17 protein-coding genes are annotated in these 15,261 nt (G+C 72.0%); 8 read left to right on the top strand and 9 right to left on the bottom strand.

The annotated features are described in order from the left end of the window. Positions 1-19 precede the first annotated feature (19 nt). Entirely contained in the window at positions 20-772 is a 753-nt protein-coding gene (locus AMR74_RS04085; RefSeq protein ID WP_053770771.1) for an ABC transporter ATP-binding protein, read from the top strand. Positions 773-1,019: 247 nt separating this feature from the next. On the opposite strand, the gene AMR74_RS04080 is transcribed toward AMR74_RS04085, so the two are convergent. The 3 genes from AMR74_RS04080 to AMR74_RS04070 form a co-directional block, all read right to left on the bottom strand. Then, on the bottom strand, positions 1,020-1,571 hold the full coding sequence (locus AMR74_RS04080; protein WP_053770770.1) for an HIT family protein: 552 nt from the start codon (positions 1,569-1,571) through the stop codon (positions 1,020-1,022). Then, positions 1,571-2,479, bottom strand: coding sequence for a type II methionyl aminopeptidase (map, locus tag AMR74_RS04075; protein WP_053770769.1), 909 nt, complete (start codon positions 2,477-2,479; stop codon positions 1,571-1,573). The genes AMR74_RS04080 and map overlap by 1 nt, the downstream gene beginning before the upstream one ends. 84 nt (positions 2,480-2,563) lie before the next feature. Then, a complete protein-coding gene (locus tag AMR74_RS04070) occupies positions 2,564-2,800 on the bottom strand; it encodes a DUF2249 domain-containing protein (protein ID WP_053770768.1) in 237 nt (78 codons plus the stop codon). Between the two features lie 130 nt (positions 2,801-2,930). Between AMR74_RS04070 and AMR74_RS04065 the strand changes: the two genes are divergently transcribed. Then, positions 2,931-3,254: a CGCGG family putative rSAM-modified RiPP protein gene (locus tag AMR74_RS04065; RefSeq protein ID WP_053770767.1), complete on the top strand. Its 324-nt coding sequence runs from the start codon at positions 2,931-2,933 to the stop codon at positions 3,252-3,254. A gap of 27 nt (positions 3,255-3,281) precedes the next feature. Here AMR74_RS04065 and AMR74_RS04060 read toward each other — a convergent pair whose 3' ends face one another. Beyond that, positions 3,282-5,333, bottom strand: coding sequence for a histidine kinase N-terminal 7TM domain-containing protein (locus tag AMR74_RS04060; RefSeq protein WP_053770766.1), 2,052 nt, complete (start codon positions 5,331-5,333; stop codon positions 3,282-3,284). Between the two features lie 74 nt (positions 5,334-5,407). Here AMR74_RS04060 and bcp point away from each other — a divergent pair, with 74 nt between their 5' ends. Together bcp and AMR74_RS04050 are read left to right on the top strand one after the other, a co-directional pair. After that, complete coding sequence (gene bcp, locus AMR74_RS04055) at positions 5,408-5,875, top strand: thioredoxin-dependent thiol peroxidase (protein ID WP_053770765.1); 468 nt, start codon at positions 5,408-5,410, stop codon at positions 5,873-5,875. 78 nt (positions 5,876-5,953) lie between these two features. Continuing rightward, positions 5,954-7,120, top strand: coding sequence for a hypothetical protein (locus AMR74_RS04050; protein WP_053770764.1), 1,167 nt, complete (start codon positions 5,954-5,956; stop codon positions 7,118-7,120). A 105-nt stretch (positions 7,121-7,225) separates the two neighbouring features. On the opposite strand, the gene AMR74_RS04045 is transcribed toward AMR74_RS04050, so the two are convergent. The 3 genes from AMR74_RS04045 to AMR74_RS04035 form a co-directional block, all read right to left on the bottom strand. Next, on the bottom strand, positions 7,226-8,140 hold the full coding sequence (locus AMR74_RS04045) for a DMT family transporter (RefSeq protein ID WP_053770763.1): 915 nt from the start codon (positions 8,138-8,140) through the stop codon (positions 7,226-7,228). 96 nt (positions 8,141-8,236) lie between these two features. Next, entirely contained in the window at positions 8,237-9,283 is a 1,047-nt protein-coding gene (gene idsA3 / locus AMR74_RS04040) for a geranylfarnesyl diphosphate synthase (protein ID WP_053770762.1), read from the bottom strand. Next, the gene (locus AMR74_RS04035; RefSeq protein ID WP_053770990.1) at positions 9,280-10,632 is read right to left on the bottom strand and encodes a ribonuclease J; all 1,353 of its coding nucleotides are present in this window, start codon (positions 10,630-10,632) and stop codon (positions 9,280-9,282) included. The genes idsA3 and AMR74_RS04035 overlap by 4 nt, the downstream gene beginning before the upstream one ends. 285 nt (positions 10,633-10,917) lie before the next feature. Here AMR74_RS04035 and AMR74_RS04030 point away from each other — a divergent pair, with 285 nt between their 5' ends. The 4 genes from AMR74_RS04030 to AMR74_RS04015 all read left to right on the top strand — a co-directional run bounded on the left by AMR74_RS04030 (position 10,918) and on the right by AMR74_RS04015 (position 13,422). Continuing rightward, positions 10,918-11,619, top strand: coding sequence for a hypothetical protein (locus AMR74_RS04030; RefSeq protein ID WP_053770761.1), 702 nt, complete (start codon positions 10,918-10,920; stop codon positions 11,617-11,619). Then, a complete protein-coding gene (locus AMR74_RS04025) occupies positions 11,616-12,905 on the top strand; it encodes a twin-arginine translocation signal domain-containing protein (protein WP_053770760.1) in 1,290 nt (429 codons plus the stop codon). The genes AMR74_RS04030 and AMR74_RS04025 overlap by 4 nt, the downstream gene beginning before the upstream one ends. 101 nt (positions 12,906-13,006) lie before the next feature. Then, the gene (locus AMR74_RS04020; protein ID WP_053770759.1) at positions 13,007-13,249 is read left to right on the top strand and encodes an LSM domain-containing protein; all 243 of its coding nucleotides are present in this window, start codon (positions 13,007-13,009) and stop codon (positions 13,247-13,249) included. Continuing rightward, the gene (locus AMR74_RS04015; protein ID WP_053770758.1) at positions 13,246-13,422 is read left to right on the top strand and encodes a 50S ribosomal protein L37e; all 177 of its coding nucleotides are present in this window, start codon (positions 13,246-13,248) and stop codon (positions 13,420-13,422) included. The genes AMR74_RS04020 and AMR74_RS04015 overlap by 4 nt, the downstream gene beginning before the upstream one ends. 436 nt (positions 13,423-13,858) lie before the next feature. Here AMR74_RS04015 and AMR74_RS04010 read toward each other — a convergent pair whose 3' ends face one another. Next, entirely contained in the window at positions 13,859-14,917 is a 1,059-nt protein-coding gene (locus tag AMR74_RS04010; RefSeq protein WP_053770757.1) for a deoxyhypusine synthase, read from the bottom strand. 39 nt (positions 14,918-14,956) lie between these two features. Then, the gene (locus AMR74_RS04005) at positions 14,957-15,241 is read right to left on the bottom strand and encodes a ubiquitin-like small modifier protein 1 (protein ID WP_053770756.1); all 285 of its coding nucleotides are present in this window, start codon (positions 15,239-15,241) and stop codon (positions 14,957-14,959) included. Positions 15,242-15,261 lie beyond the last annotated feature (20 nt).

The raw sequence follows: 15,261 nt of genomic DNA, 5'->3' as shown, positions 1-15,261 counted from the left end.
CCCGGGAGGTGACGGACTGATGCTCCGCGCGAACGACGTGTCGCACGCGTACGGTGACGAGCCCGTGTTCCGCGACCTCACGATCGACGTCGACGCGGGCGAAGTCGTCGCGGTGATCGGCCCCTCCGGCGTCGGCAAGACCACGCTGCTCCGGACGCTCGCGTTCTCGCTGGAGCCGGACGAGGGGACCGTCGCGCTCGACGGGACCGACGCGTGGGCGGTCGACGATTCGGAGCGCCTCGCGCTGCGGCGCCGCGTCGGGATGGTGTTTCAGGAGGCGAGCCTCTTCAGCGGGTCGGTCGCGCGCAACGTCGAGTACGGGCTCCGCGTCCGACGCTCGTGGGCCGACCGGCTCACTTCGGCCCTCCGCCTGAACGACGCCACCGACGCGGTCGAGGAGTCCTTGGCGGTCGTGGGGCTCGAAGACGAGATCGACCAGCCGGCCGACGCGCTGTCGGGCGGCGAGGCCCAGCGCGTGTCGTTCGCCCGGGCGCTGGCGTACGACCCCGACGTCCTGCTGCTCGACGAGCCGACCTCGGACCTGGACCCGCGGAACACGGCGGTCATCGAGGAGGCGATCGGCGAGGCGAAGTCGCGGGGGATCGGGGTCGCGCTCGCGACCCACGACATGCACCAGGCCGAGCGCGTCGCGGACCGCGTCGCGGTGCTGCTCGACGACGGTATCACGGAGGTGGGGCCGACCGAAGCCATCTTCGAGGACCCCGAGAAGGAGCGCACCCGGAAGTTCATCTCGGGCGAGTTGGTGTACTAATGAATCCCGAGTGAAGGCGGGACCCGAGTCGAAGCCGGCGATCTGAGATAGATGAACGACGACGCTGCGGTCAACATTCCAAAGTCCCGCCTCGCACCGCTCCGCACAGCACCTCACGCCTCCCCAGCCTCGTCGGACCGGCGCGGCTGCGCCGGTCCGACTCCCTCGCGCGTGCGATTCGCGCCCGCTGGGCGCTCATCGGCACGCGCCACCGCGCCGGTGATTATGAGTAATCGACGCCGCCGGCTCAGATGTCGAAGTCGAGTTCGACCGCGTCGCCCGCGTCGGCGTCTCCCGAATCGACGACGTGCTCGCCGGCCGCGAACCCGTCGTGGAGGTGGTCGTAGGTGCGCTCTATCGCCTCCACGATCACCTTCGTGTCGCCGGTGACGGGCATGAAGTTCGTGTCGCCGCTCCAGCGCGGGACGACGTGGGTGTGGAGGTGGTCGATCGAGCCGCCCGCGGCGTCGCCGCCGAGGTTCTGCCCGGTGTTGACGCCGTCGGGGTCCATGTCACGTCGCAGCGCGGCGAGCGTCGCCGCCTTCAGCCGCGCGTGATCGAGGAGGGCCGCGTCGTCGAGGTCGGTCGGGTCCTCGACGTGTGCGTCGGGAATCACCATCGCGTGGCCGGGGTTGTACGGCGCGTTGTTCAGGATGACGTAGTTGCGCTCGCTCCGGGCGACGATCCGCGCCTCGCGGGCGTCCTCGCGCTCGGGCAGGACGCAGAACGGGCAGCCGTCGATCGGGTCAGCGTCGCGCTCGACCCACTCGATCCGCCACGGCGCGAAGATCCGGTCCATCAGTCGTCGAAGCCGTGGATCCCCGCGGTCGTCACCTCGACGCCGTCCTCGGTGATCAAGAGAGTGTGTTCCGCCTGGCTCACGAGTGCGTCGTCGTCCTCCTTCAGGACGGGGTACCCCTTGATCGCGTTCGCCTGCTTGAGGCGGCGCAGCGCCATCTCGGCGCGGTCGGTCTCCAGCCACCGCGCCGCGAACGGGAGGTCGTCGAACCCCTCGATCTCTTGGAGGGCCTGTCGGGCGCGGCGGTCTCGCACGCTCGCGGAGCCCTGCTGCTCGAAGATCTCCTCGTCGGTCCCCTCGCCGACCTTCCCGCGGCCGTCGGTGGCGAACGGCTCGATCGCGACCGCCTGCCCGGGCTCCAGTTCGACCGAGCGGTCGACGCCGCGGTTCGGCACCGTGGGGCCGGTGTGGGCGTCGTACCGCTCGACGCCGTGGCCGGAGAGGTTGAGGACCGGCGTGTAGCCGTACCCGCGGATCACGTCCTCGATCGCCTGTCCCACGACGCCGACCTCGACGCCCGGGCCGGCCTCGTCGAGCGCGGCCTCCAGGGCCATCTCGGCGGCCTCGACGAGCTCCGGAGTGCCGGTGTGGTCGACCGTCACCGCGGCGTCGGCGATGTAGCCGTCGACGTGGACGCCGACGTCGAGACACACCATCTCCTCGCCGAACGCCGCCTCGTCGTCGCGGCTCGGAGTGGCGTGGGACGCCTCGGGGTCGACGCTGATGTTCACCGGGAAGGCGAGACCGGCCCCCTGCTCGCGGACGAAGTCCTCCGTCCACTCGGCGACTTCGAGGTGGGTCCGGCCCGGTTCGACCATCTCGCGGGCCTCGTTCATCGCCTCGACCAGCACCGCACCGGCCTCGCGGTAGCTCTCGACCGCGTCCTCGTCCAGAGGTCCGTGACTCATGGACGCGGGTTCGGCGACCGCGCGCAAAGAGGTTGCGGAGAGCGGTCGACGCCGCGGGAGCCGAACCGGCCAGCCGGCCGGGGCTCAGGGGCGCGTGATCTCGACGTGCCACTCGTCGTCGGCGAGGTTCGCCGTCTCGTGTTCGGACCCGCGCTCCGCCAGCACGTCGTACGGCGGCACCGGCTCGAAGCCGTTCACCAGACAGAGCGACTCCCCCTCGTCGAGGCCGTCGAGCGCGGCCACGACGTCGCCGAACGGCTCGCCGTCTATCTCGCGGGCGTCCAGCCGCTCGTCCGCGTCGTCGAACGGGTCGGGGCTCACGGCTGGGTCGTCGGGTCCCGCGGCGATGTAACTCCTCCCGAAATCGTTCGGGAGGGACCGTCGAGCGCCGGGACGCCGCTCGAACATGTTCGCTCGAAGACGGACGGTGCTCGAGCGCTTGAGACGAGACATGTCGAGCACACCGTCCGACCCCGACGACGAACACGACCACGGCGCCGACCCGGTGACCGACCGCGTCCACGAGAACTCCTGGTCCGCGAACCTCGAAGGCCCGGAACACGCCGCGGACCGCGACCTGCTCGTGCGACAGACGATCGACGCGGTCGAGCACACGGCCGCGGGCAACCGCGTCAACCTCGTCGCCCACGGCGACCACGGCCACCCGGAGAAGTACCTCTCCGGGGCGCTGGAGTCGGCGTTCGGCGACGCCGTCGACATAGGGTACGTCGAGCAGTGCGGCTGCCGCGGCCACGTCGTCCGCGGCCACGTCTGAGCGGGAACGCCGCGGTGGCGGGCGGGCCTACTCCCTCGCCTCGGCCGCCCGGGGGAGCCACATCCGGACCACCGTGCCGGTCGGCTCGCGCGTGTCGATCTCCATGTCGCCGCCGGACTCCGTGACGATCCAGTGGACGAGCCAGAGGCCGAGCCCGCTCGCGTGTTCGAGCGCCGTCTCCCGCGCCTCGGAGAACACCGTCCGCTCGACCGGCGGGATCCCCGGGCCGTCGTCGGCCACGTCGAGCCGGAACCGGTCGCCGTCGGCGACGACGGTCGCCTCGACGCGGGGGTCGTCGCCGTCGTTGTGGACGACGGCGTTCTCCAGCACGTTCCGCACCGCCGACTCCAAGAGCTCGTCGGCGGAGACGAGGGCCGACTCGGGGACGGACACCGTCACCGTCGCCTCGGGGAACGACGACGACAGCGACACGCAGAGCCGCTCGACCAGCTCCGAGAGGTCGATCTCGGCCCGCCCCGCGTCGCTGTGGAGCGCGACGTCGATCTCCCGGGCCTGGTCGCTGAGGTGCGTCAGCGTCCGCACCTTCCGGTCGATGATGTCGAGGTACGGGTCGCCCTCCTCGTCGACGTGGTCGCGGAGCAGGTCCGCGTAGCCGCCGATGACGTTGGTGTCGTTCTTCAGGTCGTGTCGCAGCACGCGGTTCAACACCTGAAGCCGCTGTTCGTACCGCCGGGCGTCCGTCACGTCGGTCGCGGTGATGACCACCTCGCCCGCGTCGGCGAACAGCCGCTCGATCACGGTCTCGAACCGCCGCCAGCTCCCGTCGGCGCGCGCGATCCGGTGCGTGAGCGACTGCGGCTCGGCGCTGTCGAAGGCGCGATCGAAGGCCTGTTGCGCCTCGCGACGGTCCTCGGGGTGGACCAGGTCGATGATCGGTCGGCCCTCGATCTCCGTCGGCCGGTGGCCGAGCAGCCGCTCTATCGACGGGCTCACGTAGCGGAGCAGGCCGTCATCGCCGCAGACCGCGATCACGTTGGGCGACTTCTCGATGAGCGCGCGGTAGCGACGCTGGAGCGTCTCCCGCTCGGTGACGTCGCGGAACAGCAGGACGGTCCCCCCGCGAGTCGTCCCCGGCCCGGTGATGTCGTGGACGTCGACCGTCAGGAACCGCGGCGCACTGTCGCCGTCGAGCGTCACGCGGAACTCGTCGTCGGCCGCCGAGTCCGTCACCGCGTCGGCGACCGCGGGGACATCGTCGAACGCCTCGTCGGCCCGGGCGCCGAGCGCTGCGTCCGGGAACAGCGCCTCCGCCGGGTCGTTGGTGTCGACCACGCGGCCGTCGGCGTCGCAGACGACGACGCCGTCCGAGAGGTTCGCGAACACCGCGTCGCGGGCGATCGGCGAGACGTCGAGGAGCCGGTACCGGAACACGACCCACGCCAAGAGCGCCGAGGTGCCGCTGAAGGCGATGGGGGTGAAGTCGACGAACCCGGCGTCCGGACCGACGACGCCCGCGATGCCGGCCGCGCTGAGCGCCATCGGCGCGACGGCGGCGACGAAGAGGACGGCCGCCTGCCGGCGGAACACGCCGTCGCGGGAGACCGTCGCGTAGCCGAGGACCGCGAACGTGAACAGGTTGACCGCGTAGGTGTAGCCGACGAACCCGAGCAGCGCCGGCGTCGGCGTGTAGCTGAGGACGCGGTACCCGCCGGCGTCGACGAGGGAGGGATCGGCGTAGAAGAGCGGGTCGACGCCGGCCGTCCAGACGGCGACCGCGACCGCGACGGGGACGATCCAGAGGAGCGCGAACCGGCGACGACCGAGCCACGCGGTCCGGTCGACGTACGAGAGGACGAACGCCGGCCACGCGACCGCCAGGCCGGCGGAGCCGAGCCAGACGAAGCGGTTGAAAAACAGCGTGGGCCCGAGCGCCGTCGCCGACAGCTGGGCCGCGTACGCCAGCGACCAGACGCCGGCGGCGACCGCGACGGCGACGAAGCTCCACAGGAGGGCGTGCCCGCCGCGCGACCGGTTGGCGGCCCCGTAGGCGGCGAACCCGAACGACGCGACGGCCGCGAGGAGCAGCGGGGCCGTGTACGGCGTCGGTTGCCACGCCATCGATACCGGTAGGATGCGAGTATCCGGTAAAAAGGGACCGAATCGCCTAACCCCTTCGAGACGGGCAGATACGTATGCTCGAACCGGGCGACTCCGCACCCGAGATCACGCTCACCGACCACCGCGGCGAGACCGTCACCGTCGACCCGACCGCGGCCGATCACACGGTGGTGTACTTCTACCCGCGGGCCGACACGCCCGGTTGCACCGACGAGGCGTGTGGCTTCCGCGACGAGTGGGACGCGTTCGAAGCGGAAGACGTCGCCGTCGTCGGGATCAGCGACGACCCCGTCGAGGACCTCGAACCGTTCGCCGCGAAGTACGACCTCCCCTTCACGCTCCTCTCTGACCCCGACGGCGCGGTGTCGAGCGCGTACGGCTCCTACGGCGAGAAGCAGATGTTCGGGAACACCTTCGACGGCGTGTTCCGGAACACGTACGTCCTCGACGACGAGGGAACAGTGGTCCTCGCGTACGAGGGGGTCTCCCCGGAGGACCACGCGGTCGAGATCATCGACGACGTCCGCGGGCTCGACGGCTGAGCGCCGGCCGGCACGGCACGAATCCACCGACGACCGCCACTCGGTAGTATTATTGCCTGTCAGGAGTCAGGTGAAACGATGCCCTCCAAGCGAACGTTCGCGAAGCGCATAGCGGCGCTCGCGGCGACCGGGCTGGGAGTCGGCGGACCGATCGACGCCCTGACCGAACCCCCAGCCGACGCGGCCCTCGCGATCGAATCGGCCGCGACCGGAGCCGGCGCGCCCGACGGCGATCCGGCGGACGACGTGGCGACGAGCGCCCGCGACCGCGCCGGCTCCTCCGGCCCCCGATCGGCGGTCGCCGCCGGCGCCTACGAGCCGGCCGCGGCCGCGTCGGGCGCCGTCGACACCGTCGTGACCGGCCGGGTCGACCCCGCGGTCCTGACGGCGACCGGCCTCCCGAGCGGGGTGGGGAGTCGACTCCGGCGGCTCCTCGGCCGGTACGAGAGCGCGTCGCTCGCCGACGTGCGGCAGGCGACCGGCGGCGCCGCCCTCACCGCGGACGGCCCGGAGGGGTGCGCCGCGGCGGTCGGCGACGTCGACGCGACCGCGCTCGCCGCCGAGCTCGACGCCGACCCAGCGGTGACCCGCGAGCCGGACGTCGGCTCCGGGTTCGCCCGGTTCCGGGCGGGAGACCTCGGGTCGGCCGTCGCCGTGACCCCCGGTGAGGTCGTGGCCGCCTACGGCCCGACCGCCGCCGTCGCGGCGGCGCACCGCGACGCCGGAATCGGCGGGAGCGTCGGCGGCGGCGCCGGACGACGGGCGGGAGCGACCGCGAACTACGGCCCGCTCCCCTCGCTGCTCGGGGGCGACGCGACGGTGTGCGTCGACCTCGGACCGGACGCCCGCGGCCGCCTCCGCGACCTGCTCGCCGACGCGCCGGACGCGCTCCGCACCGCGGTCGACGCCTCCGGCGCGGTCGGGGCGTCGCTCCGCGTGACCGACGGCGGAGCGCCGGCGGAGAGGAGCGACGCGAACGGCGACGCGGGCGGCGACGAGACCGGAGACCCGGCCGTCGCGCTGCGGTACGGCGCGGTGGCGGACCCCCGACGCCTCGACCGGGAGACCGCCGAGGCGGTCGCGCAGGCCGCTCGCGAAGGAGAGACCGCCCTTTCCGACGCGGAAGTCACGCGACACGGGCGAACCGTGATCGTCGACGCCGCGGCCGAGCGCGACCTCTTCGCCGCCCACGCCTCGCTGTTCGGGGGGACCGTCGGCGACCCGATAGCGGTGGTCGACGCGTGAGCGACCCCGTCGACCGCCGGAATCCCGGCCGCGAGAGCGGCGCCACCGGTCCGGCGGAGCGCGGTGCGGCGCGGTGCGACGGACTGCGGTGGTAACGCCCTTCTCTCAACCCGGGAACCGGATCCCGGCGGCCGCGTCGGCTATCTCGCGGCGCTTCAGCAGGCCGAACCCGAGGACGATGACGACGAAGCCCGCGACCGTGTACGGCGTTACCGGCTCGGCGAGCAGCAGGGCGCCCGCGACGGTGGCCACGATCGGAACGACGTACGAGACGAGGTTGATCTCGAAGGGGCCGAGCCGGTCGAGCAGCGTGAAGTAGATGGTGTACGCCACCGCGGAGGAGAGCAGCCCGAGGAACCCCAGCGAGAGGAGCGCGGGCGGGGCGGCGGCCGGGAGCCGCTGGCTCTCCCCGATGCCGAGGCTGAGCGCGTGGATGGCGAGCGCGCCGAACCCCATCGCCCACCCGGTGAGCGCGACGCTCGTGAACGACGTCTCGACGGTTCGGAGGCCGACGCTACCGACCGCGACGGCGATGACCCCGATCGCGATCAGCCCGACGCCGACCGCGACGCCCCCGCCGAGGTTCGCGGGGTCCGGCTGCGCGACGAGCCCCACGCCGAGGAACGCTAAGACGACCCCCACAGCACCGCGACGATCGAGGTCGGCGCCGCCGATCCACAGGGCCGCGACCGCCGCGGTCGCGATGGGCACGAGGCTGTAGGTGATGGAGGCGATGCCGCTCGTCGTGTACTGCTGGCCGACGAACAGCAGGGCGTTGTTCGCGGCCACGGAGAGCCCGCCGCTGAACCCGATCGCGGCGAGGTCGCCGCGCGTCCGCGGGAACGGGTCGTCCTGCGTGACCAGCACGTACGACAGCAGCGCGAGCGCCGCCACGTCGAACCGGTACGCGGCGTACAGCACGGGCGGGTAGTAGTCGAGGCCGACCTCGATGGCGACGAAGGAGCCGCCCCAAAGCAGTGCGAGGGTGAAAAACAGGAGGACGTTCCGGTACCGTGACACGGCCGACCGAACGGGGGCCGCTGGTAAAGCGGTGTCCGTCCCGGCCCGGACCGCCGGTGCCGGGTCCCCGGACGGGACCGGCCGCCGGCGCTCGGCTCAGTAGCCGCGGACGATGAGGTAGTCCGCGAGGTCTTCGAGCAGGCCGCGCGAGCCGCTCTCGGGCAGCAGTTCGAGGTGCTCTTTCGACCGCGCCGTGAGCTCCTCAGCGGTGTCGCGGGCGTACTCGATGGATCCGACCTCCTCCAACGCGGCGACCGCGTCGTCGATGGCCGCCTCGGTCACCTCGGCGGGCGTGTCGGCGTCGACGAGGCCGTCGACGTCGACGCCCTGCTGGCGGGCGTGGAGCGTGATGAGCGTCTCCTTCCCCTCGACGAGGTCGGAGCCGCGCTGCTTGCCGAGGTCCTCGGAGGGGACCGTCAGGTCGAGCACGTCGTCCTGGATCTGGAACGCGCGGCCGGAGTCGATCCCGTACTGGTAGAGCGCGTCGACCACGTCCTCGTCGGCGCCGAGCAGGAGGGCGGGCGTCGCCGCGGACGCGCCGTACAGCACCGCCGTCTTCAGCTCGACCATCTCCAAGTACTCGTCCGGGAGGATGTCGTCGCGGTTCTCGAAGGCGACGTCGAGCGCCTGGCCCTCGCAGATCTCGGTACAGGTCGACGCGAGCATCCGCATCGCTTCGAGCCCGTGCTGCGGGTCCGCGCCCGTCTCCGTCATGAACTCGAACGCCTTCGAGTAGAGCGTGTCCCCGGCGAGGATCGCCGTCGAGACGTCGTACGCCTCGTGGACCGCGGGGACGCCGCGCCGCAGGTCGTCCTCGTCCATGATGTCGTCGTGGATCAGCGTGAACGACTGGATCACCTCGATGGCGACCGCGGCCCGCATCACGTCGACGTCGTCGCCGTCGAGCGACGGGAACGCGCGGAAGTCGGCGCCCATCGGCTCGGTCCCGGTGACCGCCTCCGCGGCCAGCGTGGTCACCGTCGGGCGGAGCCGCTTGCCGCCGGCTTCTAGGATGTATCGGGTCGCCTCGTACAGCCGCTCCGGTTCCTGGACCGGCAGCTCCTCGTCGATAGCGGCGTTGACGAGTTCACGCCGCTCGCGGATGGCGTCGAGCACCCGCGCCTCCTTCGTCTCGCTCGTCATTCGACGAGCTGGATGGTGGACCCGTTCTGCGTGACGTGCACGTCGCGTCCGAGCTTGTACCCCTGCGAGGTCGCGAGGTCGACGTACGGCGAGCGCCCCTCCAGCGTCTGGTGGCCCGGGATGAGGTGCTGGGGCTGGAGCGCCTGCAGCATCTCGTAGTGGCCCTCCTCGCGGAGGTGGCCGGAGACGTGGATGTCGTCGTAGAGGCGCGCGCCCTGCATCCGGAGCAGCTGTTCGCTCTGGTAGCGCTGGCCCTCGTTGGTGGGCTCCGGGATGACGCTGGCGCTGAAGACGATCTTGTCGCCGTCGTCGATTTCGTACGGCGTCTCGCCGCGGCCCATGCGGGTGAGCATCGCGCGGGGCTCGCCCTGGTGGCCCGTCACGATGGGGAGGAAGTTGCCCTTCCCCTCCTTCATGATCCGCTTGAACGCGCGGTCGACCGACTTCCGGTGGCCGTACATGCCGACGTCGCCCTGGAAGTCGACGAAGTCGAGCCGCTCGGCCGTGCCGGAGTACTTCTCCATCGAGCGGCCGAGCAGGACCGGCTGGCGGCCGATCTCGCGGGCGTACTCGACGAGGGTCTTCACGCGGGCGATGTGGGAGGAGAACGTGGTGGCGACGATGCCGCCCGAGTAGTCCTCCATCGACTTCAGCGTGTCCTCGACGTGCTTCTTCGCGTACGACTCGGAGGGAGTCCGGCCCTTCCGGCCGGCGTTCGTACAGTCCTCGATGTACGCGAGGACGCCCTCGTCCTGGCGGCCGATCTCGCGGAACCGCTCCATGTCGATCGGGTCGCCGATGACGGGGTCGTGGTCCAGGCGCTTGTCGAGGCCGTAGACGACCGCCCCCTCGGGCGTGTGGAGGACCGGGTTGATCGCGTCGATGATCGAGTGGGTGACGTTGACGAACTCCAGTTCGACCTGCTCGGAGTCGCCGATCGCCATCGACGCGCCCGGCTTCATCTTCACGAGGTCGTTGTCGACCTGGAACTTACCCTCGTCTTCGATCTGCTGGCGGACCAGCTCGATCGTGTACGGCGCCGAGACGATCGGGGCGTCGTAGCGGTGGGCGAGCTTCGGGATCCCCGCGATGTGGTCGAGGTGACCGTGGGTGGGGACGATCGCCTGAACGTCGCCCTCCAGTTCGCTCATGACCCGGTCGTCCGGGATGGCGCCCATGTCGATCAGGTCGAGGCTGTGCATGCTCTCGGTCTCCACGTTGTCGTGGATGAGGACCTTACTGAGGTTCAGGCCCATGTCGAAGATGACGATGTCCTCGCCCGCGCGGACCGCCGTCATCTGTCGACCGACCTCTTCGTAACCGCCGAGTGTCGCAATTTCGATTTCCATGGTGTGTTCGTGTCTGACGCCGTGGTCGGCGCCGGTCACTGAAACCCCGCAAGGAGCCGTCGGCGCACCGTCGTACCGCGCGTCGTTGAGGCCCCGCTACGGCCGAGTCGTCGCGACTCACCGTGTCCCGCGGGAGTGTGGTACCTCGGCGTACTCTCGCCCACGTTAAAAACTCCCGGGTTCGGCCCCGCGGCGACGGTTCGCGTCCGAACGGTGCCTCGGCGGTCCGACGCGGGAGGGTCGCGTCCCACAAAGCGTTTCACGCAGTCGGGCGAATCGCCGCCGATGTCCGAGGTTTCCCGCCGCCGAGTCCTCCTCGCGGCCGCGTCAGGGATCGCCGCCCTGGCCGGCTGCGCCGGCAGCGAGACCGCGTCGAACAGCTACCCGACCACCGGTCCGCCCCTGGAGAACGTCGAGGTCGAGCGCGTCCGCGACGAGGACGGCGGCGCGCTCGTCGCCGACGGCGAGACGGTGCCCGCGCTGTCGACCGACGAGCGCGCGGTCCAACGGCGGACCACGTCGCGAGTGTTGACCTCCGACGGCGATCGCTCCGCGCTCGCCTTCGCCGAGACCCCGCCGGCCGAGCGGCTCCGCGAGTTCTGCGCCGCCACCGACTTCGCGTCCTCGTCGGTGTCCCTCCACACGATGCCGGTCGAGGCGTGTCGCGAGGTCCGGTTCCGGTCGGTGCGCGTCGAGCGCGGGCCGCTGGCCGAGGGCGACCTCCAGCCGCACGTCGACTTCTGTCGCGCGTATCGCCCGGCCGACGTCGACTGCGAGCGCGACGCGATCCACGCCGTCGGGTTCGCGATCCGGATGCCGGTCGCGGCCGAGCGGTCGCGCGGGAGCGGCCGGAGCATGGCCGGCTCCTGCGGGACCGGACGGCGCCCGGCCGCGTTCAACGCGTCGAGAGCGACCGACGGCTCGGACCCGACCGGCGCGTCGACCGCGTTCGACTCATCGGCCGAGGCCGGGGGTGAGGGCTCGTGACCCGCGATTCCCGGTCGCGCCGAGGCTTCCTCGCGGGGCTCGCAACGGCCGGCGCAGCGGCGGTCGCGGGCTGTGCCGCCTCGCCGCTCGCCGACGGTGAGACGAATCGCGGCGAGGCGACCGCGGTGCCGCCGGGCCTCGTCGATGCGGTCGAGTGGCCCCCCGCGCCGTTCCCGGCGACCGTCCCCGATTCCCTCGCGGCGGCTCACCAGTCGCGCGCCCGCGACCTGCTCGACGCCGTCCCCGCGGAGCCGTCGCTTCCGAACGCGGCGGTCGCGGCGGCGATCGCGGACGACAGGGCGCGGGCGGTCGACCGGGTCGACGCGGAGCCGACCGACCCGTGGCCGACCGAGGCCCTCGCCGCGCGGCGGCGCGCCCGCGGAACGGCGGCGACGGTCCGCGGCGCCTACCGGGCGGCCACCGGCGTCGACGAGAGTGCCGACCTCGCCGCTCGCCGTCGCACAGTCCGCGAGGACCGGGCGGCGCTCGCGGCCGGCCTGGAGTACCGCGCCGAGTCGACGGCGGCGGCGGCGCTCGCGTACGAGCCGGTCGAGTCGCTGCTCGCGGCGTGCGCGCGGCACCTCGTTCCGACCGTCCGGTACCCGGATGACCCGGTCGCGGCGCCGTTCCGTGCCGGCGACGCGGTCGGCGACGTCGAGCGGGCGCGGGCCGCCGCCACCGACGCCGCGGGCCTCCGCGACGCGTTTCACGGAGACCGCGAGGGGATCGACCCGCAGTGGGCGTCGCTGGTCGCGGCCGCGGAGACGCTGGACGGCTCCGTGCGCCGGACGCGCGCGGAAGTGCGTCGACGCACCGGCGACGAGGCGGTCCCGACCGATGAGGACCTGAGCGGGACCGTGGCTCAGGAGCTGGCGGTCGCGACCGAGCGGCGGACGGCGTCGGCGGTCAGAGGCGTCGAGCGGGCGTCCGACGACGGGAACTACGCCACCGCGGTGATCGAAGCCGGGACCGCGCTGGCGACGGTGGAGGCGCGGCGGCGGGCCGTCGGGGCGATCCGCGACGGCGGCCACCGGAACCCGCCGTCGGAGTCGTCGCTCCGGTCGGCCGCGGAGCGGGCGCGCGAGGCCGTCGCGGCGGTCGACGGCGGCGACCCGCTCGCGGCGCGGTTCGTCCGCCCGGCGCTGGCCTCGCTCGGACGCGTCGCCGACGAGGTCGACGCCGGGTACGCCGACCCGAGACGGACCCAGGCGGAGCTGACGTACGCGGCCCTGTACGCGCGGGCGGTCCCGCCGGCGACCGCGTTCGTGCGCGAGCGACTGGGGTGAGGGCCGGGCCGAGAGGGGCGGGCCCGCGGTCGTGTCAAACCGACCGGCCTCGGGGGCTCCGTCCCGGTATTTTTATTACCGCGACGGGCGGCGATCCGACAATGAGTGGACGACCCCTCGACGTGCTCGAAGCGTCGCTCGAGGAGCCCGTGACGGTACACCTGAAGGACGGGACGACCTACTACGGCGTCCTCGGCGGCTACGACCAGCACATGAACGTCGTCATTGAGCCCGAAGCCGACGTGGACGACCGCGTCGACGGCGACCTCGACGGCGAGTTCGCGGTCGCGATCGAAGACACAACGATTATACGCGGCGATAACGTCGTCACCATCAAAGCATGACCGGCGCAGGTACGCCCTCTCAGGGAAAGAAGAACAAGACGGTCCACGTGAAGTGTCGACGCTGCGGTGAGAAGTCCTACCACGTCAAGAAGGAGCGCTGCTCCTCGTGCGGCTTCGGCGAGTCCGCCTCCCGGCGCGACTACGCCTGGCAGTCGAAGAACGGCGACAACTGAACCGGCGTCTCTTCGGTTTCTTCTCGCTTTCGCTCGCGTAGCTGTGCGTGTAACGGTCGCTCATTTATAACAGAGTGCTGACGGATCGGCGGTGAACGCTGCCAAAGCCCCGGCCGCGAGGACGGCGCAGGCGACGTAAGCACTGGAAGGAGCGAACGGAGTGACGACTGAAGCGCGCAACGAGCGTGCGCCGTCCTCGCGACTGCCCCTTTGAGTCCCGCCCCGCACAGCACCGCGCTTCACACCTCCCCAACCTCGCGGCTCCCTCCGCTTCGCTCCGGTCGCCGCGTCCAGCGAGAATCGAATATTCTCTGGCAGCCGGCGCTACGCGCCGGCGACCTCGCGCGTGCGACCCGCGCCCTTCGGGCGCTCGTCGGCACGCGCCACCGCGGGTCAGTTTATAAACGGAGACGTGGTCGTGATCGAACCCGCGCCGCTACTCCACGCGCTCGCGGGCGGCGGCGACGAGCATCGGGAGCATCACCGTCGCGTCGCCGTGGACGGAGGCGTTGCGGGCGTCCTTCTCAAGCTTGCCCCACGAGCGCGCCTCGTCGAGGCTGGCACCGGAGAGCCCGCCGGTCGCCTCGGGGTCCATCGTGACCTGAACGGCGTAGTCGTAGGCGCGCGGCGTGACGAGCATCGTCTGGAGCGTGAAGTTCTTCGGGACGCCGCCGCCGACGAGCAGGCAGCCCGCGTCGTCGGCCTCGAACGCGAGGTCCGTCAGCTCGGTCATGTCCGCGAGGGCGTCGATGGTGAAGTCGGCCGTCTGGGCGTACATCCACGCCTGAAGCCCCAACACGGAGTCCTGGACCGCCGGGCAGTATATCGGCACGTCGTGCTCGTAGGCGGCGGCCGCGACGCCCGGCCCCTCGGGGACGTCGTCGCGCTCGTTGACCGCGGCGTTCGCGCGGCCGAGCTCGCGCGTGAGGTCGGCGATGGAGACGGCGCCGCTCCCCGCGTCGTCCGGGTCGGCCTCCAGCGCCGGGAACACCTCCTCGCGGAGGTGGCCCTCGAAGTCGGCGAAGTGCTCCTGCGGGAGGTAGACGTTGTAGATGCGGTCGACCCCCTCGTCGCGGAGCCCCTCGTCGTGCTCGCGCGGCGTCTTCTCGGGGTCGCGGGTGCGTCCGTGGTGGTGTTTCCCGCCGATGGCCTCGATGGCGTCGTGGGTGAGGTTCGCGCCCGTGGTCACCAGGGCGTCGACGTAACCGTCGCGGATCAGGTCCGCGACGATCCGGCGCATGCCGGCGGGGACCATCGCGCCCGCCAGCGAGAGGAAGACGGTGCAGTCGTCGTTGTCGAACATCTCCGCGAGCACGTCCCCGGCCTCGTTGACCGCGGCGGCACCGATCCCCGCGTCCCCGTAACCGTCGACGAGTTCGCTCACCGTCATCCCGGCGGCCGCGCGCGTGTGGCCGACCGGGTCCTCGTGGAACTCCTCGCGGTGCGGGTCGTGGCCGCCGTCGTCGCCGTGGTCGCCCTCGTCGCTGTCGGTCATGGCTCCGGATGGGGTCGGCGCGCGTTTGAAACGACCGATCTATCGGACGGAGCGGCCGCCGCTCACGGGCGGGAACAGCGCGAGCTCGTCGCCCGCCTCCAGCGTGGCGTCGAGCCCCTCGTCGTGGCGGACGCTCCGCCCGTTCCGAAGGACGTTGATGTGGTCCGCGACGGCGCCGTCTTCCATCACGCGGTCCCGCAGGTCGGGGTGTGCGTCAAGCAGCGCGTCGAGCGCGTCGCCGACCGTGTCGCCCGGCCCCGCGTCGACCGCCACCGTGCGGTCGCCCGCGATTTCCGCGAGGTCGGCGAACAGCTTCCACTCCATGCCGGATCCCCGCGCGGACG

The organism is Halorubrum tropicale, assembly GCF_001280455.1.
Lineage (GTDB): Archaea > Halobacteriota > Halobacteria > Halobacteriales > Haloferacaceae > Halorubrum > Halorubrum tropicale.
Note: the sequence above shows the minus strand (reverse complement) of the source record. Positions and strands in the feature narration are given on the sequence as shown.

Coding starts and splice junctions, on each gene's coding strand:
- AMR74_RS04085 (WP_053770771.1), top strand. CDS start 20: ATGCTCCGCGCGAACGACGTGTCGCACGCGTACGGTGACGAGCCCGTG.
- AMR74_RS04080 (WP_053770770.1), bottom strand. CDS start 1,571: ATGGACCGGATCTTCGCGCCGTGGCGGATCGAGTGGGTCGAGCGCGAC.
- map (WP_053770769.1), bottom strand. CDS start 2,479: ATGAGTCACGGACCTCTGGACGAGGACGCGGTCGAGAGCTACCGCGAG.
- AMR74_RS04065 (WP_053770767.1), top strand. CDS start 2,931: ATGTCGAGCACACCGTCCGACCCCGACGACGAACACGACCACGGCGCC.
- AMR74_RS04060 (WP_053770766.1), bottom strand. CDS start 5,333: ATGGCGTGGCAACCGACGCCGTACACGGCCCCGCTGCTCCTCGCGGCC.
- bcp (WP_053770765.1), top strand. CDS start 5,408: ATGCTCGAACCGGGCGACTCCGCACCCGAGATCACGCTCACCGACCAC.
- AMR74_RS04050 (WP_053770764.1), top strand. CDS start 5,954: ATGCCCTCCAAGCGAACGTTCGCGAAGCGCATAGCGGCGCTCGCGGCG.
- idsA3 (WP_053770762.1), bottom strand. CDS start 9,283: ATGACGAGCGAGACGAAGGAGGCGCGGGTGCTCGACGCCATCCGCGAG.
- AMR74_RS04035 (WP_053770990.1), bottom strand. CDS start 10,632: ATGGAAATCGAAATTGCGACACTCGGCGGTTACGAAGAGGTCGGTCGA.
- AMR74_RS04030 (WP_053770761.1), top strand. CDS start 10,918: ATGTCCGAGGTTTCCCGCCGCCGAGTCCTCCTCGCGGCCGCGTCAGGG.
- AMR74_RS04020 (WP_053770759.1), top strand. CDS start 13,007: ATGAGTGGACGACCCCTCGACGTGCTCGAAGCGTCGCTCGAGGAGCCC.
- AMR74_RS04015 (WP_053770758.1), top strand. CDS start 13,246: ATGACCGGCGCAGGTACGCCCTCTCAGGGAAAGAAGAACAAGACGGTC.
- AMR74_RS04010 (WP_053770757.1), bottom strand. CDS start 14,917: ATGACCGACAGCGACGAGGGCGACCACGGCGACGACGGCGGCCACGAC.
- AMR74_RS04005 (WP_053770756.1), bottom strand. CDS start 15,241: ATGGAGTGGAAGCTGTTCGCCGACCTCGCGGAAATCGCGGGCGACCGC.